At 57.7% G+C, this 23300-nt stretch carries 19 protein-coding genes; 8 read left to right on the top strand and 11 right to left on the bottom strand.

The genetic code is table 11. The features are described 5' to 3' along the window. Positions 1-22: 22 nt before the first annotated feature. From OXR04_RS03935 to rstA, 5 genes are all read right to left on the bottom strand, one after another. A complete protein-coding gene (locus OXR04_RS03935) occupies positions 23-832 on the bottom strand; it encodes a serine protease (RefSeq protein WP_009090066.1) in 810 nt (269 codons plus the stop codon). Between the two features lie 276 nt (positions 833-1108). After that, the gene (gene asr, locus OXR04_RS03940; RefSeq protein ID WP_009090070.1) at positions 1109-1636 is read right to left on the bottom strand and encodes an acid resistance repetitive basic protein Asr; all 528 of its coding nucleotides are present in this window, start codon (positions 1634-1636) and stop codon (positions 1109-1111) included. A 156-nt stretch (positions 1637-1792) separates the two neighbouring features. Next, positions 1793-3280: a carboxypeptidase M32 gene (locus tag OXR04_RS03945; RefSeq protein WP_267369297.1), complete on the bottom strand. Its 1488-nt coding sequence runs from the start codon at positions 3278-3280 to the stop codon at positions 1793-1795. A 19-nt stretch (positions 3281-3299) separates the two neighbouring features. Beyond that, positions 3300-4601 (bottom strand): two-component system sensor histidine kinase RstB, encoded by a 1302-nt coding sequence (rstB, locus tag OXR04_RS03950; protein WP_009090073.1) that lies wholly within the window; start codon positions 4599-4601, stop codon positions 3300-3302. After that, a complete protein-coding gene (rstA, locus tag OXR04_RS03955) occupies positions 4598-5323 on the bottom strand; it encodes a two-component system response regulator RstA (RefSeq protein WP_009090075.1) in 726 nt (241 codons plus the stop codon). The genes rstB and rstA overlap by 4 nt, the downstream gene beginning before the upstream one ends. A gap of 178 nt (positions 5324-5501) precedes the next feature. Here rstA and OXR04_RS03960 point away from each other — a divergent pair, with 178 nt between their 5' ends. After that, positions 5502-5915: a hypothetical protein gene (locus tag OXR04_RS03960; RefSeq protein WP_111207611.1), complete on the top strand. Its 414-nt coding sequence runs from the start codon at positions 5502-5504 to the stop codon at positions 5913-5915. Between the two features lie 14 nt (positions 5916-5929). Here OXR04_RS03960 and OXR04_RS03965 read toward each other — a convergent pair whose 3' ends face one another. After that, on the bottom strand, positions 5930-7321 hold the full coding sequence (locus OXR04_RS03965) for a basic amino acid/polyamine antiporter (RefSeq protein WP_140028587.1): 1392 nt from the start codon (positions 7319-7321) through the stop codon (positions 5930-5932). A 205-nt stretch (positions 7322-7526) separates the two neighbouring features. Beyond that, positions 7527-8480, bottom strand: a complete 954-nt coding sequence (gene ydgH / locus OXR04_RS03970; protein WP_046101882.1) for a DUF1471 family protein YdgH — start codon at positions 8478-8480, stop codon at positions 7527-7529. A 542-nt stretch (positions 8481-9022) separates the two neighbouring features. Here ydgH and pntA point away from each other — a divergent pair. Both pntA and pntB read left to right on the top strand, forming a co-directional pair. Continuing rightward, entirely contained in the window at positions 9023-10555 is a 1533-nt protein-coding gene (gene pntA / locus OXR04_RS03975) for a Re/Si-specific NAD(P)(+) transhydrogenase subunit alpha (RefSeq protein ID WP_267369298.1), read from the top strand. A 3-nt stretch (positions 10556-10558) separates the two neighbouring features. Then, positions 10559-11947 carry a Re/Si-specific NAD(P)(+) transhydrogenase subunit beta gene (gene pntB / locus OXR04_RS03980; RefSeq protein ID WP_267369299.1) on the top strand — a complete coding sequence of 463 codons (1389 nt, stop codon included), beginning with the start codon at positions 10559-10561 and terminating at the stop codon, positions 11945-11947. Positions 11948-11991: 44 nt separating this feature from the next. Here pntB and uspE read toward each other — a convergent pair whose 3' ends face one another. Both uspE and OXR04_RS03990 read right to left on the bottom strand, forming a co-directional pair. Further along, positions 11992-12948, bottom strand: coding sequence for a universal stress protein UspE (uspE, locus tag OXR04_RS03985; protein ID WP_046101879.1), 957 nt, complete (start codon positions 12946-12948; stop codon positions 11992-11994). A gap of 117 nt (positions 12949-13065) precedes the next feature. Continuing rightward, positions 13066-13818: an FNR family transcription factor gene (locus tag OXR04_RS03990; RefSeq protein WP_009090088.1), complete on the bottom strand. Its 753-nt coding sequence runs from the start codon at positions 13816-13818 to the stop codon at positions 13066-13068. 316 nt (positions 13819-14134) lie between these two features. Here OXR04_RS03990 and smrA point away from each other — a divergent pair, with 316 nt between their 5' ends. Continuing rightward, a complete protein-coding gene (smrA, locus tag OXR04_RS03995; protein WP_009090089.1) occupies positions 14135-14701 on the top strand; it encodes a DNA endonuclease SmrA in 567 nt (188 codons plus the stop codon). On the opposite strand, the gene OXR04_RS04000 is transcribed toward smrA, so the two are convergent. Next, a complete protein-coding gene (locus tag OXR04_RS04000) occupies positions 14698-15618 on the bottom strand; it encodes a LysR substrate-binding domain-containing protein (RefSeq protein ID WP_009090092.1) in 921 nt (306 codons plus the stop codon). The two genes, smrA and OXR04_RS04000, sit on opposite strands and share 4 nt — an antisense overlap. Positions 15619-15940: 322 nt before the next feature. Here OXR04_RS04000 and OXR04_RS04005 point away from each other — a divergent pair, with 322 nt between their 5' ends. The 4 genes from OXR04_RS04005 (at position 15941) to OXR04_RS04020 (ending at position 22452) form a co-directional block, all read left to right on the top strand. Further along, positions 15941-17275, top strand: coding sequence for an aromatic acid/H+ symport family MFS transporter (locus OXR04_RS04005; RefSeq protein WP_046101878.1), 1335 nt, complete (start codon positions 15941-15943; stop codon positions 17273-17275). A gap of 67 nt (positions 17276-17342) precedes the next feature. Beyond that, complete coding sequence (locus OXR04_RS04010) at positions 17343-18686, top strand: VOC family protein (RefSeq protein ID WP_058958406.1); 1344 nt, start codon at positions 17343-17345, stop codon at positions 18684-18686. Positions 18687-19049: 363 nt separating this feature from the next. Next, positions 19050-20570, top strand: a complete 1521-nt coding sequence (locus OXR04_RS04015; protein ID WP_111207616.1) for a carboxylesterase/lipase family protein — start codon at positions 19050-19052, stop codon at positions 20568-20570. 217 nt (positions 20571-20787) lie between these two features. Next, the gene (locus tag OXR04_RS04020) at positions 20788-22452 is read left to right on the top strand and encodes a methyl-accepting chemotaxis protein (RefSeq protein WP_267369300.1); all 1665 of its coding nucleotides are present in this window, start codon (positions 20788-20790) and stop codon (positions 22450-22452) included. Here the strand turns inward: OXR04_RS04020 and OXR04_RS04025 are convergent. Then, positions 22410-23291: a LysR family transcriptional regulator gene (locus OXR04_RS04025; RefSeq protein ID WP_267369301.1), complete on the bottom strand. Its 882-nt coding sequence runs from the start codon at positions 23289-23291 to the stop codon at positions 22410-22412. The two genes, OXR04_RS04020 and OXR04_RS04025, sit on opposite strands and share 43 nt — an antisense overlap. Positions 23292-23300 lie beyond the last annotated feature (9 nt).

Here is a 23300-nt window from a genome sequence, read left to right on the forward strand (position 1 = left end):
CAGCCGCTCAGGCTGCACGCAATTACTGCGCGAGGGATTCCAGCTTATCTTTAAATGAGGTGACCGCAATCGCGCGGTTGTCCGCCAGATAGCGATCCTTTGCCGCGGGCGCGGAGCTCTGCACCGCAATCAGCTGCCAGCCTTTGTCGCTGTTGAGCAGCAGCGGTGAACCGCTGTCGCCGGGTAGGGTGTCGCACTGATGTGACAGCACGGCGCGCTGCGCCCAGCCGGTAATCAGACAGTTGCTGTGGGAATAGAGGGTATCCAGGTGATCGGCCGGATAGCCCGCCTGCGTCACTTTACGACCGGTCAGCTTGAGGGCGGCCGTCAGGTCGCTGCGCGAACCCTCAAACAGCGGGATAGGGGTAATGGCCGACGGTGGATTGCGTAATATCACAATGCCATAGTCATACGGGGCCGCACTGCTCGGCACGATCCAGCCTTCACCATCCGCCTTTAACTTGGAGGCCAGCGAGGGCTCAACCCGCGCATCAATGTCATGCAGTTCATAGCGCCAGCCTTTGTCGCTGGCCATAAAACGCAGCGCAACCGGCTTATCAAAGTTACCCGGCGGGGCGAGCAGACAGTGTCCGGCCGTCAGCGCCAGATGGGGAGAGATGAGCGTGGCTGTACAGAGGTTACCGCTTTCTGTTTCGAGCTGACCAATCGCATCCCAGGGAGCAGCGGTGATATCCGTGATTGCCTGGCGATGATCCTTGCCGAAGAACAGCATCTTAATTTCAGCCGGTGTCGGCGAATCATCGTCATCATCGGCATGAACCGTCGTGGCAAAGCTGAAAAGTCCAACCATTAACAAGGTAGCCAGGCGCATAGAAATCTCAATGGCGAGAAAATAGACGTTATTGTTATCACGTAAGAACGGTAACTATAGTCGGTGAGCGTTAAAAAAGGGAGTTTTATCGGTTAATCAGTACGCTACAGCAGTTAAATAAAGAAGCTGGCAGCAACAATGCCACACAGGATCATCACAAGCAGAATAATTTCGAAGCGATAGCGACGCACCATTTCATCCACTCCAGTAAAGAAACACCCGGCAGAACCGGGTGTTTTTAAGCATTATCGCGTGGCTGTGCGCCTGAGGGCGATCTTATTTAGCCGCTGATTTAACAACTTTCTTGTGGTGAACTTTCTTAGCTGCCTGCGCTTTCTGAGCAGGTTTTACTGCTTTCTTGTGGTGAACTTTCTTAGCAGCCTGCGCTTTCTGAGCAGGTTTTACCGCTTTCTTGTGATGAACTTTTTTCGCAGCCTGGGCTTTCTGTGCAGCGGGCTGAGTGGCTTTTTTGTGGTGAACTTTTTTAGCTGCCTGCGCTTTCTGGGCAGCAGGTTTTACCGCTTTCTTGTGGTGAACTTTTTTTGCTGCCTGCGCTTTCTGAGCAGCATCTTTTTTCACCGCTTTTTTGTGGTGAGTCTTTTTAGCAGCCTGGGCTTTCTGTGCTGCTTTATGGTGTTTCTTGTGTGCAGTTTTGTGAACGGTTTTAGCCGGTGCAGCTGCGGTGGTTGTGGTGGTCGCTGTTGCGGCTGGCGCAGCGGCTGGCGCAGCTGTGGTTTCAGCAGCGAAAGCAACAGAAGACATACCCATAGCAGCGGCGACAACCAGTGCAAATAATTTTTTCATTGCAAATCCCTCGGACTCTTTTTTCATGTGTAGCCCACTGCGGGGCCGGTGAAGAGACTATAGGGAAATCAACAAAGCCTGTCCGTGGGTGTTTGGTATCGGCGTGTAACCGATTGTACAAAGGGGGAAAGGGCGGCGTGATGGCCGCCCTGAGGGTCAGTTCTTCAGATAACGCTGTTCAAGATGCTGGCGGAAATAAGCCGGGTTCAGCGCTTCGCCTGTCGCATTGATCAGCAGCTGGTCGGTGGAGAAGCGACTGCCATGCTGCCAGATGTTCTGTTGCAGCCAGTCGAATACCGGCTGCAGTTCGCCGTGCTGAATCAGTTTGCTGAGCTGAGGAATGGCGGTCTGGACGGCGCGGAACAGTTGCGCGGCGTACATCGCGCCCAGCGTGTAGGTGGGGAAGTAGCCAAACGCGCCATCGGTCCAGTGAATATCCTGCATACAGCCATCGCGGTAGTTGCCGCGGGTATCCAGACCCAGCGACTGCATCATCTTCTCATCCCACAGCGCCGGAATATCCTCAACCTCAATCTCCCCTTCAATCAGCGCCTGTTCGATTTCGTAGCGCAGAATGACATGAGCCGGGTAGCTCAGCTCATCGGCGTCCACCCGGATCAGGCCCGGCTTCACCTGCTGGGTCAGACGGATGAAATTATCCGCCTGCAGGGCAGGCTGGTCGCCAAAGGTGGCGATAATGGTCGGCAGAATGCGCTGCAAAAATTCGCGGCTGCGGCCGAGCTGCATCTCCATGAACAGGCTTTGTGACTCGTGGATGGCAGTGGAACGCGCCAGCGCCACCGGCTGCCCCCGCCACTGCTGCGGCAGATTCTGCTCATAGCGGGCGTGGCCGGTTTCATGGATCACACCCATCATGGCGCTGAGAAACTCAGCCTCATTGTAACGGGTGGTAATGCGTACATCTTCTGGCACGCCGCCGCAGAAAGGATGCGCGCTGATATCCAGGCGACCATGATTGAAGTCGAAGCCCAGCGTTTCCATGATGCTCAGCCCGAGCTGGCGCTGCGCAGGCACGGCGAACGGCCCCTGCGGCGTGACGATCGGCTGTTGTGCCTGCTTCTCCACAACCTGCTGTAACAGATCGGGCAGCCAGCTTTTCAGTTCGCCAAACGTCGCATCCAGCCTGGCGCGGGTCATGCCCGGTTCATAGAGATCGAGCAGGGCATCGTATCGCGAGCAGCCGCTGGCATCGGCGCGTCGCTGCGCCTCTTCGCGGCTCAGGCGCACCACCTCTTTCAGGTTGGTGGCAAAGCCCTGCCAGTCGTTAGCCGGGCGCTGAGTGCGCCACGCATGTTCACACACCGAACCGGCAATCGATTTGGCTTCCACAAAGTCGTCAGGCAGCAGGCTGGCCTGCTGGTAAGCACGCTGCATTTCATGAAGATTGGCCCGCTCAACATCGTTCAGCGACGCCTGCTCTGCGGCCTTCAGCCACTCTCCGACCTGGGGAGCCGTCAGGATCTGATGCTGCAGAACGCTCATCTCGGCCAGGGCTTCACCCCGCGCCTGACTGCCGCCTGGCGGCATCGTGGTCTGCATATCACAGCCGGCGATGGCCGTGACATGGCTGAAACGGGAGAGGCGCTGGAAGGTCGCGCTAAGGTGCTGATACGCTGAGGTCACGTGAGACTCCTTGTAGTGTTTAACGCAGCGGAATTTCCCGCAAGGGTAGATCAACCGGCCAGCAAAAGCGAACGCTGGCTCCGCCCAGCGGGCTGGCCTCAATGGTGACCTGGCCGCTCAGCGCCTGCGCAATAGAGTGGACAATCGCCAGCCCCAGTCCGCAGCCACCCGTGGCGCGATCGCGGCTCGGATCGAGCCGGACAAAAGGTTCGAAGACCCGTTCCCGCTCTTCTGGCGGAATGCCCGGACCATCATCCTCCACCTGCAGGCAGCCGGTTGCGCCGTCGAACCATAAGCTCACTCGCAGTCGCTGCTGCGCATAACGCAGCGCATTATTGACCAGATTATCCAGCACCCGCTCCATCAGGCGGCTGTCAGAAATCCCGATATTTTCACGCTGCGGTAGGTCGAGATCGATCCGGACATCGGGATTGATGGTGCGGAAGTCATCGAGGCGCTCGCGCAGCCAGCTGGCGAGATCCTGCGACTTCAGATTGAGGTCCACGCGTGGCCGATCCAGCCGCGCATAGGTCAGCAGCTCCTCAATCAGGCTTTCGAGCTGGCCGATGTCGCGGTTCAGCGCCACCCGTTCGGCGTCCGTGAGGTTATCGCTCATCTCCAGCCGGTAGCGCAGACGCACCAGCGGCGTCCGCAGCTCATGGGCGATCCCGTCGATCAGCTGCTTCTTACTGGCGACCAGGGTGTTGATGTTTTCCGCCATCTGGTTAAAGGCGATACCGAGCCGGAACAGGCTGGAGGTGCTGTCAAAATGGGTGCGCACATCCAGCTCACCGCGACCAAAGCGCTGAGCCGCTTTTTCCAGCCGCTGCATCTCCTGCCAGTGGGGGCGCAGCCAGATAAACACCGGCAGCGCCAGTGACATGCCGATAAAGACCAGCAGGGCAATATCGAGCAGCCGCATCTGATGCAGATAGAACAGATAGGGGATAGGCCCCACCGACAGCACGTAGTGGCTGCGCGGGATATGCTGCAAAAAGGTGTACTGGTCGTCGAGCGCCACAATCTCACCGGCGTGCAGGCGGCGCATATTGGTCTCATCGAGCTGGAATTTGTTCATCGGCTCAATATGCAGGTCAAACGAGAGGCCAAGATCGAGGCTCTTAATGGTTTTGTTCCAGTCGCGCGGCGGGATCTCCCGCAGTTCGCTGCGGATCAGATAGAGCGAGCTGGCCATCAGGTCATTCATCGACTGTCGGCCTGCGCGCTCGGCGGTGAACTTATAGACCAGTCCCACCAGCAGCGCCATCACCAGAAAGCAGACAAACAGCAGCAGATAGAACTGAATAAAAAGCTTTCTCATAGGACGCGGGTATCCCAGGCCTGAGGCGCAAACAGGTAGCCTTTGTTGCGGATGGTCTTGATACGAAACGGCTCGGTGGCGCTGTCGTGCAGCTTTTTGCGCAGGCGGGAAATGGCTACGTCGATGCTGCGATCCAGACCGTCATAGCTGACGCCGCGCAGGGTTTTCAGCAGCGCATCGCGGTTAAGCGTCTGACCGGCATGGCTGGCGAGGACCCAGAGCAGGTCAAAATCGGCCGTAGAGAGGGCGATCTGTTCGTCAAACAGCGTCACCTGTCTATTCAGGGCATCGATGGTCAGCGAGCCGAAACGCAGCATACGGTTCGCGGCAGGAATGGCGGGCGCATCTTCCGGCTGCGTCTGCTGAGACTGACGCAGATGCAGGCGCAGACGGGCGAGCAGGACCGCGGGTGGCGTGGTCTTCAGGATGTAATCCTGCGCGCCCATCTCCAGCGCCAGAATATGATTCATGTCGCTGTCGAGTGAGGTGAGCAGCACAATGGGCCCCTGCCAGTTGGCCCGTAAATCACGGCAGATCGTCATGCCATCCTTGCCGGGCAGCATGATATCCAGCATCACCAGATCGGGTTGCTGCTCGGCAATCACCGCTTCAGCGCGGTCGCCGCGCGTCTCAACAATCACTTCAATGTCATGACGGCCCAGATAGGCCGCAATCAGTGAACCCACTTCGGGTTCATCTTCTACATAAACAATTTTGTTCATAGTTTACAAAGCAGAGACAGGGATGGACGAAAGCATATCTTTTCCTGGTCCTGAGCTCTACGCTACCGCACGAAATATCCTTAGCTTGCTGGTATATAACCGGCAAAATGTGCAATCATTAGCGCGGCCTTTTTGCGCCAGGTTTGGGATATCGTTGATTATTATGAGGAGCATTAGTGTGTCTGATAAAGAGCTGGCATCAGCCATATACCCTGACCGCATCTGCTTCAATTACAGTGACTTTCTTTCCGCTTCCTGCAAAAAACGCTGGAGCTTTGTCGATGCGATTTATGGCGTGATGCCGATATTTGGCATGGTGACACGGAAATCAGCACACCGCTTACAGGGCAGTGACGACCCGTTAAAAGAATTAGCATTACAAATCATTTCTACCCAGGTGAGTGACGAAATTAACATCGCGCGCCTGGTCACTCTCGCGGAACAGCAGCAGATCAGCCGCTTTGATATCCAGCTCCCTTATCCGCTGTCGGCGGAGCAGCTGGATGCCATTCATCATGAATATGCCAAGCCGCTGAATCTCACACAGCAGGATGACCTGCTGTGTGTGTCGATTCCGGTGCAGTCACACTAAGCGCACCTTCCGCGCTATTTCGTCAGCTGCCACACGGCGGGCAGCATGGCCGCAATCAGTAATCCCATCACAATCCGCTCCGGTGCGGTCAGCGCAGACGCTGCGCGGCCTCCCCGGCGGGCAAAGAGAAACAGCAGCAGGCCCGGCGTATAGAGCACCACCGACATCATCAGATGCAGGGGGCCTGAGGCATAAAGCAGCCAGATGCCATACAGGCTGGCACCGAGACCGATCGCCATTGCCAGCGGCTTGTGCTGTCCCCGCACGACTTTGATCAGATACAACCCCACCAGCAGATAGGGCACCAGAATCATCTCCGAGGCGATGGTCAGCAGGTTGTTGTAATCCGCGCCGGTCACGGCGATCAGAATCAGGCAGACCTGAATACTGCCGTTAGTCAGCCACAGTGAGGCAGCGGGCGCGTTGTGGCGGTTTTGCCGGGCAATGCTGCGTGGAAAGGCACCCTGCTGCGCGGCAATCAGCGGCACTTCGGCAGCCATAATCGTCCAGCTCAGATAGGCGCCGCAGACGGAGATGATCAGGCCGATGGCAATCACCGCATCGCCCCAGTGTCCCATCAGTCGCGTCATCAGTCCTGCCATGGAGGGGTTGCGCATCCCGGCCAGTTCGGCACGGGGCACCACGCCCAGCGACAGCAGCGTCACCAGCAGATAAACCAGCAGGGCGGCCAGTACCGCCAGCAGGGTGGCGCGTCCCACATCTTTTTTCTGACGTGCGCGGGCAGAAACCACCACGGCACCCTCAACCCCGATAAAGACCCACAGAGTGATCAGCATCGTCTGCTTGACCTGCTCCCACAGGGGTTGCCCCAAGGTGACGCCGGAAAAGTCAACGCGGAAGCGATCGTAGTTAAACGCCATCACCGCCAGCACGATAAACAGCAGCAGCGGCACCAGTTTGCCCAGCGTCGCCATCAGATTGATACTGGCCGCAGTCTGTACCCCGCGCAGTACCAGCCAGTGAACCAGCCACAGCAGCACCGAGGCCCCCAGCATCGCCTGCCAGGTGTTGCCATCCCCAAAGATCACCCGATCCGGGGTATCCGTGAAAAAGCTCAGGGCGGAGAAGACGATCACCAGATAGGAGACGTTGGCGATGACAGCACAGAGCCAGTAGCCCCAGGCGGAGCAGAAGCCTGTCAGTTCACCGAACCCGGCGCGGGCGTAGGTGAAGATGCCGCCGTCGAGTTCAGGTTTCAGGCGGGTCAGCAGCAGCATCGCCAGCGACAGAAAGATGATGCCGACGCCGGTAATCAGCCAGCCCAGCAGCAGCGCCGCCGGACCCGCCACCGCAGCCATATTTTGCGGCAGACTGAACACGCCGGCACCCAGCATGGAACTGAGTACCAGCGCCGTCAGCGCACCGAGACCTAATTTTTTCTCCAAAACAACCTTCCCGCTAGCATATATGGCTGGATAAATCGGATTTCATCGCTGGGTTATCGCAGACTCGCGGCAGAAAACAGGGACAAACTCCGGCAAAACAGGCGGCAGATTTTACGGAGTGTGGCGGGGGATGGCAATGCGTGACTATGCAAATCCGCGCAGGAATTATGCAAACAGCAGGGCGGCGGGCGCCGCCCTGAAGAGATTACTTAAACAGGTCAGCGGTGACGGTCAGGTTACCGCCACTCTGGTTCTGCCACTGACGGGTCACGTGATAGAACTTCGCACCTTTATCAGACGCACGCTTCGCCACTTCTTCAGAAACCTCTGTAGGGGAACCGAAGTGACCGGTAAACGTCACGGTGTCGAACGGCTGCATCTGCGCGGCCGTAATCGCGTTCACTTCCTGCACGGATTTGCCGTTTGGCAGATTGACCGTGTAACGCTTGCCGGTTGAGCTCTGGGTTTCGAAGAAGCGGCCCACTTTATTGCTTGGTGTCTCAGAGGAGGCGACGCCAGGGATTTCAACCTGAGCGGCCGCTGCGCCACCCGCAGCCAGTGCAGCTTTACCCGCTTCTGAGTCGGCAGGAATCGCGTTCGGCGTCTGAACCACACGCGCTTTAGCATCCGCTTTATAGACGTAGGCTGTGATGTACTGGTTGCCGCCGCTGTTGGCGTCAATCTGACGAACAATAAAGAATGAGGCGGCGCCTTTCTCTTTAGCCGCTTTTGAAATCGCATCGTTGACATCAGGCTGGCTGGCAAAGAAGCCGCTGACGGAAACGGTGTCGAAAGGTTCGAGCTTATAAGCTTCAGCCTTTGGCAGTTCGTTGACGCCGTTAAAGCGACGGTATTGGGTGGTTTCGGAAGCGGCCGGGGCATCAGCCTTGTAGAGGTCGGCAGTGACACGCCAGTTGCCGCTATTGCCGTTGCTGTCGTTGATCCCCTGAATGTAGAAAGAAGCAGCGCCCATCTCATCTGCACGCTTAGAGACCGCATCGGCTGCGTCGCCAATTGCGTTGAAACGGCCGGTGATATTAATACGTTCGAATGGCTTCAACGCGGCCGCTTTTTCTGGCGTTAACTCCTGCGCAGCGAATGCATTAGCTGCCAGCAGGGACAACAGAGTGGACGCCAGAATAGTGTTCTTCAGCTTCATAAAAATAATCCTTCGCCTTACGCAAAAATGAGTACGAAAACGTGCTGGACTCTTGATGTATAACAGATTAGCCGCTGATTATTGCATGTTATAAACAGACTGTCGCAGCGATTTTTTGCGCGATATCGCGTTATTCACCTCCCTGTTTTTCATCTGACTGTCATGAAATGCGTTTAAGGCGTCATTTCTGGGGGCTGTTACCACTAAAAACGGTAACACTTAGCGCTATAACAGTTAATGCATTGTTAATTAAGGGTTTTTATTGTTGATTAATTCGTCCGGAGCGCAATTTTCATAGCAGATTATCTGCTGATGGCGCGTTTTAATAGCGTAATAATGCAGGATTTCAAAGCGAATACTGAATAATCAGGTGAATGTCTCCATCTGCGGTAACCGCTGTGGATCAGGCGTCACAATTTAAGTAGGTTATAAACACTTTGAAATATCTGCATTTCGACTATAAGCAGCTGAAACCGCGTTTCGGCTGCGCTGTCGTGGTGCGGATTCGGGCCATCATCCTTTAACCGATGAAAGGAAACACTATGTTAATTGGAATACCCAAGGAAAGGTTGCCAAACGAGTCGCGCGTGGCAGCCACGCCAAAGACCGTGGAACAACTGATCAAGCTGGGTTTCAGCGTCACGCTTGAGCACGACGCCGGTAAACGCGCCAGTTTTGATGACGAAAGTTACCTTGCTGCGGGTGCCACCCTCAGCGACCGTCAGCAGGTCTGGCAGGCCGATATCGTCATGAAGGTAAACGCACCCGATGACGACGAAATTGCGCTGACCCGTGCAGGCAGCACGCTGGTCAGTTTTATCTGGCCCGCCCAGAATCCGGCGCTGCTGGAAAAGCTGGCTGCCCGTCAGGTGACGGTGATGGCGATGGATTCGGTGCCGCGTATTTCGCGCGCGCAGTCGCTGGATGCCCTGAGCTCGATGGCCAACATCGCCGGTTATCGCGCTATCGTCGAGGCGGCACATGAATTTGGCCGCTTCTTTACCGGTCAGATTACCGCGGCAGGTAAAGTGCCACCGGCAAAAGTGATGGTGATTGGAGCTGGCGTGGCGGGACTGGCTGCGATAGGCGCGGCGGGCAGCCTGGGCGCCATCGTCCGGGCCTTTGATACCCGTCCCGAAGTCAAAGAGCAGGTGCAGAGTATGGGCGCCGAATTCCTCGAACTCGATTTTGAAGAGGAGGCGGGCAGTGGGGATGGCTATGCCAGAGTCATGTCCGACGCCTTTATCAAAGCGGAGATGGCGCTGTTCGCCAGCCAGGCCAGAGAGGTGGACATCATTGTCACCACCGCGCTCATCCCAGGCAAACCGGCTCCGAAACTGATCACCGAAGAGATGATCGCCAGCATGAAGCCGGGCAGTGTGATAGTGGATCTGGCAGCGCAGACCGGCGGCAACTGTGCGCTGACCGTCGCCGACCAGGTGACCGTGACACCGAATGGCGTGAAAATTATCGGCTATACCGATCTGCCCAGCCGGCTGGCGACGCAGTCCTCCCAGCTGTACGGCACCAATCTGGTCAACCTGCTCAGGCTGCTCTGCAAAGAGAAAAATGGCGAAATCCAGGTCGATTTTGAGGATGTGGTGGTGCGGGGCGTGACGGTGGTGCGCAACGGCGAAATCACCTGGCCCGCGCCCCCGATTCAGGTCTCTGCTGCCCCTCAGGCCAGACCTGCTGCCGCAAAACTCGCAGAGAAACCGGAAGCAAAACCGGCCTCGCCGTGGCGCACCGCGCTGCTGATGGCTCTGGCGATAGTGCTGTTTGGCTGGCTGGCCAGCGTGGCACCGGCAGAGTTCCTCTCCCATTTTACCGTGTTCGCGCTCTCCTGCGTGGTTGGCTACTACGTGGTCTGGAACGTCAGCCATGCGCTGCATACCCCGCTGATGTCCGTGACCAACGCCATCTCCGGCATCATCGTCATCGGAGCGGTTTTGCAGATGGGGCACGGTGGCTGGGTCACCTTCATCTCCTTTATTGCCGTGCTGATTGCCAGCATCAATATCTTTGGTGGCTTCACCGTCACGCAGCGCATGCTGAAAATGTTTCGTAAGGGGTAATTCATGTCTGGCGGATTAGTCACTGCAGCCTATATTGTGGCTGCCATTCTGTTCATCTGTAGTCTTGCCGGTCTTTCGCGTCATGAGACCGCTAAACGGGGCAACATTTTCGGCATCAGCGGGATGGCGCTTGCCCTTGTCGCAACCATCTTCGGCCCGGACAGCGGCAATGTGGCCTGGATCCTGCTGGCGATGGTAATTGGCGGTGCAATCGGCATTCGCCTGGCAAAAAAAGTCGAAATGACCGAAATGCCAGAGCTGGTGGCGATTCTGCACAGCTTTGTGGGTCTGGCCGCGGTGCTGGTCGGGCTTAACAGCTATATCGACCATGCGCCAGGCCTGCCGGCCGCGATGGAAAATATCCATCTCAGCGAAGTCTTTATCGGGATCTTTATCGGTGCCGTTACCTTTACCGGCTCACTGGTGGCGTTTGGCAAGCTGTGCGGCAAAATCTCCTCACGACCGCTGACGCTGCCCCACCGTCATAAGCTCAATCTGCTGGCGCTGGTCGTCTCCTTCCTGCTGCTGCTCTGGTTTGTTGACACCAGCAGCACCGCGGCTCAGGTGTTTGCCCTTCTGCTGATGACGATCATTGCGCTGGCCTTTGGCTGGCATCTGGTTGCCTCCATTGGCGGTGCAGATATGCCGGTTGTGGTGTCGATGCTTAACTCTTACTCAGGCTGGGCTGCGGCCGCGGCCGGTTTTATGCTCAGCAATGACCTGCTGATCGTGACCGGTGCGCTGGTGGGCTCATCCGGTGCGATCCTCTCCTACATCATGTGTAAAGCGATGAACCGTTCGTTCATCAGCGTGATTGCGGGCGGCTTTGGCACCGAAGCCAGCAGCGGCGATGAGAGTCAGGAAGCAGGAGAACATCGCGAGATCTCTCCTGAAGAGACGGCTGAGATGCTGAAGTCCTCTGCGTCGGTGATTATCACGCCAGGCTACGGCATGGCGGTGGCACAGGCCCAGTATCCGGTAGCGGATCTGACCGCCCGACTGCGTGCACTCGGCATCCGGGTGCGTTTCGGTATTCATCCGGTGGCGGGCCGCCTGCCAGGACACATGAACGTGCTGCTGGCAGAGGCCAAAGTGCCCTATGACGTGGTGCTGGAGATGGATGAGATCAACGATGACTTCAGTGAAACCGATACGGTGCTGGTTATCGGCGCGAATGACACGGTGAACCCGGCGGCGCAGGATGATCCCCGCAGCCCGATTGCCGGCATGCCGGTGCTGGAGGTGTGGAAAGCACACAACGTGGTGGTCTTCAAACGTTCCATGAACACCGGCTATGCCGGGGTGCAGAATCCGCTGTTCTTCAAAGAGAACAGTCAGATGCTGTTTGGCGATGCCAAAGCCAGCGTCGAAGCGATTATCAAAGCGCTGTAACAGAAAAGGGGCGGCTAATCAGCCGCCCCTTTTTTTGCGGAGGTTTAATCCTCCTCATCCTCTTCATCATCCAGATCAATCGGCGATTTGAAATCGTCTGGCTTAATCGCCAGCAGATCGCAGCGCAGGTGATCGATCACCTGTTCCGCGGTATTACCCAGGAATGCAGCCGAAAGTCCGGTGCGTCCGATGGTGCCCAGCACCACCACACCGGCTCCCAGATGCGAAGCCAGATCCGGGATAACCTCTTCAGGCAGCCCTTTGGCAACGTGGGTGAACTCTTCACCAATAGAAAACTTCTGCCGCAACGCTTTCATGGCCACCAGATGCTGACCGCGGATGGCGTCGTTATAGACGCTGGGGTCGAAATCAGGCAGCTCAATCGCGATGTTGATCGGCGTAATCGGGTAGGCGCCGACCAGGTGCACCTCGGTCTGGTTGACCTTTTCCGCCAGCTTCACCGTTTCACGAATCAGCTTCTGATTCAGGCCATCATGATGCGGCTCTTCGCTGGCAAGATTGACGGCGACGATAGCTTTACCGCCCTCCGGCCAGGGCTGATCTTTCACCATCCAGACCGGGCAGGGGCATTTGCGCAGCAGATGCCAGTCGGTGGGGGTGAAAATCACGGACTCCAGGCGGTCATGCTGGTGAGCCATTTTCAGCACAAGGTCATGCTGATGGGCGAGCACTTCCTGAATAATCGCTTCATAGGGGCGGTTATGCCAGATAACCTTGATGTCGATTTCGACACCGGCATCCAGATAGGCGCGGGCCTGTTCACGAATCCATTCGGTGCGCTGGCTGATGACGCCCTGACGCATGGAGGCGCGTTCGTCCGGCGACAGCAGGGTGGTCATCTCATAGGAAAAGTCATAGATAGGCAGAAAGGCTTTGATTCTCCCGCCAATACGTTGATTCAGATAGACCGCACGTCGCAGCGCGGGCTGATCGTCTTGCTGGGCATCAATGGCGACCAGAATATTTTGGTACTGGGACATGAGGCGTTCTCCTTAAACCAGAGCGACTGGAATAAAGATAGCCTATGTTGCACAGGGGAAGAAGTGAAAAAGTTACTGCCGGATCAACAAAATAAGATTTATTGATCCGGCGGCGGATCAGGCGGCCTGATGGCTCTGACCTGCTAACTCTTCCAGCAGGGCGTGGTTCTCAATGGTGATATATTTGCCTTTCACCGCCAGCATACCGGACTTCTGGAATCGGCCCAGCAGACGGCTGATCGTTTCCACCGTCAGGCCCAGATAATTACCGATGTCGCCACGCGTCATTGTGAGGCGAAATTCACGCTGTGAGAAGCCGCGCTGGCCGAAGCGGCGGGAGAGGTTCCAGATAAAGGCCGCCAGGCGCTCCTCTGCGTTTTTCTTGGAGAGCAGCAGGATCATATCCTGGTCGCCTTTGATTTCACCGCTCATCAGACGCATCATCTGCTGACGCAGGGCGGGCATTTTGCCTGACAGGTCATCCAGGGTCTCAAAAGGAATTTCACAGACCATGGCAGTTTCCAGCGCCTGCGCAAAGCTGGGATGGCTGGCACCCATAATGGCATCAAAGCCGACTAAATCACCCGCCAGATGGAAGCCGGTTATCTGCTCATCACCCTGCTCAGTAATGGTGTAGCTTTTGATCGTGCCGGAACGGATGGCGTACAGTGACTTCAGTTCGTCACCCGCTTTGAAAAGCGTTTGCCCTTTCTGAATTGGTTTTTTACGCTCAATGATGTTGTCGAGCTGATCCAGCTCATGTTCATTTAGCGTGAAGGGGATGCAGAGCTGACTGATGCTGCAATCCTGGCAGTGAATGGCACAACCGCCCGACTGAATACGACGAATGCTGCGTTTTTCAGGGATCATAATGGTTCGCTCGACGATTATTGACTGGGGTCAATTTTAACATTTTTTGAGCTGAAGGGAACTCATCCGAGCAGTTTTACACTTACAAAAACCAGGGATGATTCACACATCGCTAAACGCAGATGTGACGGGCTTCTCAGAACGGCGCGCGGCAAAAGTGTCACGAAAAGTTTCCGTTTATTTGATCCGTTACCCGAAAACCTGCGGCCAGTCATAATCAGAAAAGTGGGCTGGCCCGGTGTTTACACCTTTTGCTACGCTATCGGGTAAGACCTGTTTTTGTACGCTATCAATTTTAATCAGGTGTGAGAAAACCATGAACCTTGATGATAACGATCTGTTTCGGGATGCCATGGGTGATGTCACGCCGCTGAAAGACACCACCACAACCCTGTGGCTTAAATCCCCCTCAACCAAAGCGCCACGCAAAGCACCCGATGAGTCGGTGCTGGAGAACTTTCTCACCCGGGGCGATCTGGAGATTATTCCGCTCAATACGCCGCTGGAGTATAAAGCCGACGGCATTCAGCAGGGCATCGTCGATAAGCTGCGCAGAGGGGAGTATAAGCTGGATGCCAGTCTCAACCTGCTGCGGCAACCGGTCGAAACCTGCCGTCAGGCGCTGTTTAACTTTATGATGCAGGCGCACAAGCTGGGTTTACGCAATCTGCTGATCATCCACGGCAAGGGCCGCGATGATGAATCGCACGCCAATATCGTGCGCAGCTATCTGGCGCGGTGGCTGCAGCAGTTCGATGACGTTCAGACTTTCTGTGTGGCGCAGACCCGGCACGGTGGCGCCGGGGCGCTCTATGTCGGGCTGCGGAAAACAGACAAGGCGCGGCTGGAAAACCGCGAGCGGCATGCCAAACGCAGCCGCTAGCTGTGAAATTTACGGATGGTCGACATTAACACTTCGGCACTCAGGCTCAGTTCCGCGCCGGTGCGGGTGATGATACCGACCGGTTCACCCGGTCCGGAGGAGTGAATCGGCAGGGCACAGACGGCATTGTGGCTGAGGTCCTCCTTGATGGCCCCGGAGGGCACAAACCAGATGTAGTCGTAGCGCAGCGCCAGCTGACGCGCCAGTGAGGTGGAGGAGGTTTCAATACAGTGGGGCGGCAGCGTGCAGCCCTGTTCATCAAGCATCTGCTGCGCGATGCGGCGCGGGGCGGTGCCTTCCGGTGAGATCACCACCGGCCACTGCATCGCCCGGGATAAGGTGACATTGTCACTTAAGAGGGGATGTTCCGGCCTCACCACCAGCTTCAGGGACTCCAGAAACAGCAATTCGTAGGTGAGACCGGTCATCATGTCGCTGTCAGCCATACGGCCGATACCGATATCGAACTCGCCGCCGCGCAGGCCAGCCAGCAGGACGTTGTTATGCAGCGTCGCCACCTGAATGGTGGTATTGGGTTGCAGCTGATGAAAACGATCCAGGATACGTGGCAGCATGCCCATCGCCGCCGTGGTGAGCGCCCCCAGCCTGATAATGGCCGGGGCATCACCGGGCTGCTCATTGAAACTCTGTCCGGCATGGTTCAGGGCGTCCAGCACCCGAACCGCATGGGTCAGAAACTGCTCTCCCATGGTGGTCAGCTGCGCGCCCAGCCGCCCGCGTTCAAAGAGGCGGGCACCCGTCAGCTCCTCCAGCTCGTTCAGGGTCTTTGAGAGGGCGGGCTGACTCAGGCTGAGGGTCTCTGCCGCCCGTCCAAGCGTGCCTTGCTGCGCAACCGCAACAAAGGTGTGAAGGTGGCGCAAGCGAATGCGCTGATTGAAAAGGATATTTTTGTCCATAGCGTAAACTTAATGAGAATGGCCAACATTAAGCAATACTTTAAAATGAAATCTGTTAACTTTGCTGCAAATTTTATTTAACAAAAAGGGTAAATCTGGCCTTTCTTTAGTTAAATGACTGATCTGACTGACTTATGCCATCCCTCTCGCCGTCGCCGCCCATCACCCGCCAGTGTAATATCAGGCACTTACCGCGCTGAAACTGAAGAATTCTCATCACCCGATAAAAATCTGACCGCTTAAGGTTAACGATGGGCTATCATAAGCGCCGTTTTTTTTACTTAAACTGATGTCCGATCCCGTTACTCCCGAGGAGTGTCCATTGACCAGCGTCGAGGCGGTAGATGTCCGCCAGCTTATCAACCAGCAGGGGCTCAGCCACTGGCAAAAGCGGCTTATTGCACTCTGTTTTATCGTGGTGGCACTCGATGGCATGGACATTGCGATTATGGGATTTATCGCGCCAACGCTGAAAGCAGCCTGGGGCGTGAGCAATCATCAGCTGGGGGGCGTCATCAGCGCCGCACTGATCGGCCTGGCACTGGGTGCGATGGTGGCAGGGCCGCTTGCTGACCGTTATGGCCGGCGCATGATGATTATCTTCAGCGTCTTCTTTTTTGGTCTCTGGACGCTGGCAACCGCCTTTTCTCAGAACATCGAACAGATGATGCTGTTTCGCTTTCTGACCGGGCTGGGACTGGGGGCCGCGATGCCGAACGTTGGCACTCTGGTCGCGGAGTATGCGCCCGAACGTCGTCGCGCCTTCATTATCACCGTGGTCTTCTGCGGTTTCACCTTCGGCGCGGCCAGCGGCGGTTTTGCCGCCTCCTGGCTGTTGCCCCGCTATGACTGGCATTCGGTCCTGCTGCTGGGCGGTATCCTGCCGCTGCTGGTGCTCCCTTTTCTGATCCGTGGTCTGCCGGAGTCGGTGCGATTTCTGATCGGTCGTGGCGCGCCGGCTGCACGCATTCACGCCATCCTGGAGCGGATGCTGCCGGGCAAAACCGCACCCGACTGCGCCTTTCACGCACCGGAAGCCAGCGTGCCGGTGCGTGGCGCAATCGGTACCGTGCTTTCGCGCCGCTATCTGTTTGGCAGCGTGATGCTGTGGGGCGGCTATTTTATGGGCCTGTTCATGGTCTACCTGATTGGCAGCTGGCTGCCCTCACTGGTCAACACCCTGGGTATGTCGGTCACCGAAGCGGCGATCATTACTGCGATGTATCAGGCGGGTGGGACCCTCGGATCGCTCTTTGCGGGCTGGATGATGGATCGTTTCAACGCCAATCTGGCGCTGGCGGCGATCTACGGCTGTGGCGGCCTGTTTATTGTCGCCCTGGGCTTCTCACCGGCCGAAGTCGGTATGATGAGCGCTATCGCCTTTTGCAGTGGCTTTTGCTTTAACGGGGCCAACACCGGGATGAATGCGTTATCTGCCAGCTACTATCCCACCCATGCCCGCGCCACCGGCTCCAGCTGGATGCATGCTGTGGGTCGCGTCGGGGCGATCCTGAGTGCTTTCGTGGGAGCAGAGATGATGTCTCTGGGCTGGTCGTTCAGCGTGATCTTTCTGCTGCTGGCGATACCGGCGGTGATCACCACCCTGATGCTGCTGCTGAAAAACCGTTACGGCTTTAAGCCGATCACAGATTCGTGATTTTTTCCGCTGAGACCGGCGCGTTGCATTACATTAGCTGCAACGCTCACGGTGTCAGGTGGATAAGATGGAAAACTTTCTCAGTGCGGATCGCATCCGTACCCGTTTCTCTCAGGCGATGTCAGCGATGTATCAGCAGGAGGTGCCGCAGTACGGCACGCTGATGCAGCTGGTCGCCACCGTCAACGAACGCACGCTGGACGCAGACTGTGCGCTGAAAGATCGCCTTACGGCCGCAGATGAGATTGACCGGCTCAATATTGAGCGTCACGGTGCCATTCGGGTCGGGACGGCGGATGAACTCGCCACGCTGCGCCAGCTGTTTGCGGTCATGGGCATGTCCCCGGTGGGCTATTACGATCTCTCTCAGGCAGGCGTGCCGGTTCACTCCACCGCGTTCCGACCGGTCGATGACGCGGCGCTGCGTCGCAATCCCTTCCGGGTTTTCACCTCACTGTTGCGTCCTGAACTGATCGACGATCCCGCGCTGCGCGAGAAGGCGACAACGATTCTGGCCGCGCGTGACATTTTTACTCCCCGCTGCCGGGCGCTGCTGCGGGTGCATCAGGAGCAGGGCGGCTTCACCGCCGACCAGGCGGAGGCCTTTGTTACCGAAGCGCTGGAAACGTTTCGCTGGCACGCTCACAGCCCTGTCGACAGTCAGACCTATCAGGCGCTTAATCAGCAGCATCGCCTGATCGCCGATGTGGTCTGCTTTCCCGGCTGCCACATCAACCATCTTACGCCGCGCACGCTGGATATCGACCGTGTCCAGCAGCTGATGCCGTCGCGCGGCATCGATCCGAAAACGCTGATCGAGGGGCCGCCACGTCGTCAGGTGCCGATCCTGCTGCGTCAGACCAGCTTCAGGGCGCTTGAAGAAGCGATCATCTTTCAGGATGGACATCCGGGCACCCACACTGCGCGCTTCGGGGAAATTGAGCAGCGAGGCGTTGCGCTGACGCCGAAAGGCCGGGCGCTCTACGACCGGCTGCTGAGTGAGGCGGGCAGCGGTCAGGATAACGAGCAGCATCAGCAGCACCTGGCCGCGATTTTCCGTGACTTCCCCGACGATGAGACGACGCTGCGTCAGCAGGGGCTGGCCTGGTTCCATTATCGCCTGAGTGAAAAGGGCATGATGACACCGCCCGCTCAGGGTGAATCCCTGGAAACGCTGATTGCCCAGGGCCGGGTGGTGGCCGATCCCATCGTCTATGAGGATTTTCTGCCGGTCAGTGCGGCGGGGATCTTTCAGTCTAACCTGGGGGACCAGGCGCAGGTGCGTTCTGCGGGACAGGCGAGCCGACAGGCCTTTGAGGCGGCGCTGGGCTGTGAGGTGCTGGATGAGATGGCGCTTTACGAAGCGCGCCAGCATCGCTCGCTGGCGCAGTGTGGGTTACGCCCGGCATAGATCCAGCGCAGATTCACGTTGTCTGCTGACCCGTGCCGGTAAAGCGCAAATCCTCGCTTTACCGGCCTGCACAGGTTTAGCGCTGTGATTACCCCGATTGATTAATGCCATCAGGGGGTCCGGCGCGCCCGCTGGCGGGGAAAACCGTCAGTCCCCCCTCAGCGCTGTGCGGTCACCTCACTCTCCCGCCATTTTAAAGATAAACAGAATTAATCGGAAACCGCCCCTGACTCCCGCAACTGGCTGCTGAGCATGATGAGGGCTGCCGGGCGTTGTTCAGCATATTCTGCAAATCCCGCCTGAACCTGGACAATGCAGACGGGCCTGCAAATAATGGAGGAACGAGTAAACAGGGAATCAGGAATGAAAAACGAAACAGGTCTGAGGATCATGACTGCCGAAGGGGAGTTACGTGGAAGCATGGACGATGACCTTTTCGTATTCAAAGGCATACCTTATGCAGCACCGCCCGTGGGCGCGTTACGCTGGCGGCCACCCCAGCCGGTCACACCCTGGCAGCAGGTGCGTGACGCGACACAGTTTGGTGCCTCCGGCTGGCAGAATCGGGCCTGGTGTGAGGCTGTCGGCGGAGGCAATCCCGGCGAGTTCAGTGAAGACTGCCTCTATCTTAACGTCTGGACACCCGATGTGGAGCCCGCCCGACCGCTACCGGTGATGGTCTGGCTGCACGGCGGTGGCTTTACCATTGGCGCAGGCGGACTGGCCCCCTATAACGGCAAACCCCTGGCGTCACGTGGCGCAGTGGTGGTGACCCTGAACTACCGGCTGGGCCATCTCGGCTTCTTCTCTCATCCCGCGCTGGATGCGGAATACCCTGTTGCCGGCACGGTGAACAATTTTGGTCTGCTCGACCAGATCGCCGCCCTGCAGTGGGTTCAGCGCAATATTCCCGCTTTTGGCGGCGATCGTCGCAATGTGACCCTGTTCGGTGAATCGGCCGGCGCGCGCAGCGTGCTGTCACTCTGCTGTTCGCCGCTGGCAGAAGGGTTGTTTCACAAGGGCATTGTCCAGAGCGCCTACAGCCTGCCTGATACCCCGCTGAAAAAGGCGCGTCAGCAGGGTGTGGCGGTGGCACGACACTTTGGCCTGCCGTCTGATGTCACCGCAGAGCAGTTGCGCGCGCTGCCTGCCGATGCCTTCTGGTCGCTGGAGGGGACGCTGGCGATCCCGCCGGTGCCGATTGCCGGGGACGCCGTTCTGCCCGAGCCGATGCTGAAAACCTTCCTGGCGGCTAAACAGCACCGTCTGCCGCTGATGGCGGGCAGCAACAGTGATGAGGCCAGCGTGCTGGACTATTTTGGTGTGGATGCCACTGCCGTGCTGCATCAGTTGCGTGACAAAAACCGGCTGGCCTACCGGACACTTAAATGGATGTATGACATCCATGACGACCGACTGCTGGGACGAGCCGTGGCGCGCGATATGGCCTTCAGCCTGATGCCGTGGCTGGTGATGCGGGCGCAGTATCGTGTCGGCATGCCGGGCTGGCGCTACTGGTTTGATTATGTCTCTGAGCACGCCCGCGACCTCTATCCCCATGGTGCCTGGCACGGTAATGAAGTGCCGTATGTGCTGGATACGCTGAGTCAGATGCCCGATCCCGACGAAGCCCGGCCGTTCAGTGAGGCGGACAGGGCGTTTGCGGCGCAGGTCAGCGACTACTGGTTCAGGTTTGCCCGCGACGCCACGGAATATACGCATCAGCTGGACGGTGAGGTAGTCTGGCCCGCGTGGCACCCCGGCAATGACGTGACAATGTCACTTGGTGACGACCGCCAGCACGCCCTGAAGCTGAAGCGAAACTTTATGCGTGCCCGCCTGCGCCTCTTCCGGTTACTGATGACGCGCATGGTCAGGCTTTAGTGGGGATTTAATGATTAGCTCGCTAACCATTAAATAAAGCGAATGGAAAAAATCTGCTTTTTTAATCCTAACTGATTGATGAAGCGTATTTTTAACCGAAATCTGACATCCGGACGCTGTAAAATATTAGGTAACAAAACAGTTACATCTTCACAATTCCATGCCGATAAACCTCCTATGCCCGACACTCGCGGGTCAACGTGTATAGGATTTTGGTATGGGAATGCTTAAAAATTTTACCATCAGAGCAGTGATGCTCTCCATTCTGGGACTGTTCTGCTTACTCTGGAGCGGCGTCGGGCTCTATAGCATCCACTCGCTTGGCGCGCTGAGCGAAGGCAACGATGTTGACCGTCATCTGGTTGAACAGATGACGGTTCTGAGCAAAGGGAACGATCAATATTTCCGCGTCGTGACGCGCCTGTCGCGCGTTATGGAAGGTAAAGCTGCCGGTAAAACATTAACGGATGAAGCCTATGCCCCGGTGCAGCAGGCGCTGGACAGCATGACGCAGCAACTGGCGCGCTTTAAGCAGCTGGCACCGGGCCCGATGAACCCGGAGGTGGTGGATAGCGTGATTCAGAGCTGGCAGAAACTGCTGGACGAAGGCGTGACCCCGCAGCTGCAGCTGGCCCGTCAGGCGTCGCCGGATGCCTATCGCCAGCAGGCGAACAACGTTACCCCGCCGCTGAGCCGCGCCTTTGGCGTGAGTGCCGACAAATTCAACCAGGGTGCGGCTGAAAAACTCGATACCACCCGCGTGGAGGTCGATCATCTCACCTCCATTACCAAGACGATTATCACCATTGCGGTGATCATCGGCCTGCTGATTCTGCTGTTTACCGATCGCTATCTGGTGGCGATGCTGGTGCGTCCGCTGGAGAGCATCCGCACGCACTTCGCGGTCATTGCCACGGGCGATCTGAGCCAGCCGGTGACCGATTTTGGCCGCAACTGCGTCGGTAAGCTGGTGCCGCTGTTGGGTGCGATGCAGGACAGCCTGCGCGAAGCGGTCAGTGCGATTCGCAACGGCACGGAAAATATCTCCCGTGGCGCGGCGGAGATCTCTGCCGGAAACAACGATCTCTCTTCCCGTACCGAAGAGCAGGCCTCAGCGCTGGAACAGACTGCGGCCAGCATGGAGGAACTGACGGCGACCGTGAAATTCAACGCCGACAATGCGCGTCAGGCCAGCCTGCTGGCCGAGACCGCGACCACGACAGCGCAGCGTGGTGGTCAGCTGGTGAGTGAAGTGATCAGCACCATGGATGGCATCTCCGGCAGCTCGAAGAAAATTGCTGAGATCACCAACGTGATTAACGGTATCGCCTTCCAGACCAACATTCTGGCCCTCAACGCCGCGGTTGAAGCGGCGCGTGCCGGGGAACAGGGGCGCGGATTTGCGGTGGTGGCTTCAGAGGTGCGGAGTCTTGCCCAGCGCAGTGCTAACGCTGCCAAAGAGATCGCCACGCTGATCGAAGAGTCGGTTCAGCGGGTGGATAAAGGCGCCGAACTGGTCAGCACCACGGGTGGCACCATGAACAACATCCTGAAATCGGTGCAGGATGTGGATGCCATCATGAAACAGATCGCCTCTGCCTCGGAAGAGCAGAGCAAGGGCATCTCTCAGGTTGGCACGGCAGTGACCGAAATGGACAGCGTGACCCAGCAGAACGCCTCACTGGTCGAAGAGGTCTCTGCGGCGGCCAGTGCGCTCGCCCTGCAGACGGAAGCGCTCCAGGCGTCGGTATCGAAATTCCGCCTTTCCGGCACCAGCCAGCCTGCGCCGGTCATCAGCCACAAGCCCACCGCGCCGAAAGCGTCAGCGCTGAGCGTGGCTCAGGCTAAACCTGTGGATAATGGCGACTGGGTCACCTTCTGATCCCGGCACAGCCACGCCACCAGTTCCGCCAGGAAGGGTGGCGCATCCTGCGGCGCCCGTTGAAGTAAACTGTAAACGGCGCCGGTTTTCACCTCGCCAGCGAACGGCTTAATCAGCCTGCCGCTGGCGATATCACTCTCCACCAGATTGCTGTCGGCAATCGCTACCCCAAATCCTTGAATCGCCGCGCTGATCGCTAAGTCCATGGTGGAAAAATGCTGATTGCGCGGCATCTTCAGCGTCACCTGCTGCGCCGCCAGCCAGCACTGCCAGTCACGTTTGTCCTCTGTGGGATGCAGAAACGTCATCGTCTCCAGCGCCGCCAGGTCGTCTGGTGCGGGCTGAACCGCCGCCATGACCGGTGTCAGTGACTCGCTGAACAGGGTGATCCCGTCGGGCTGTGGCTTGCCATACACAATCGCCGCATCAAAGTTTCCCAGCCGGGCTGCGTGATCCAGCGTGGTGGTCAGCGCCACATGCAGTTCCGGCCGCTGCTGCTCCAGCGCGATCAGCCGGGGAACCAGCCAGCGCATCGCGCAGCTCGGCGCTTTCAGCAGAATGCTGACCTGCGTGCGCCGCACCTTCTCGCTGGCCTGCACCATCATCTCAAATCCCTGACGCAGTTCCGGCAGCAGCGCGCTGCCCTGGGCGGTCAGCCGCAGCCCGCGGGCATGACGGTCAAACAGCGTTACCCCCAGCCACTGCTCCAGCGCGGCAATTTTGCGGCTCACGGCCCCCTGAGTCAGACAGAGTTCACCCGCCGCGTGGGTCAGGTTGAGATGGCGGGCGGTCACCAGAAAAGCGTGGATGGCATTAAGCGGCAGCGATGAGCGCGACACGATAAACCT

Source organism: Pantoea sp. GM_Pan_3, from assembly GCF_026541045.1.
Classification (GTDB): domain Bacteria; phylum Pseudomonadota; class Gammaproteobacteria; order Enterobacterales; family Enterobacteriaceae; genus Pantoea; species Pantoea anthophila.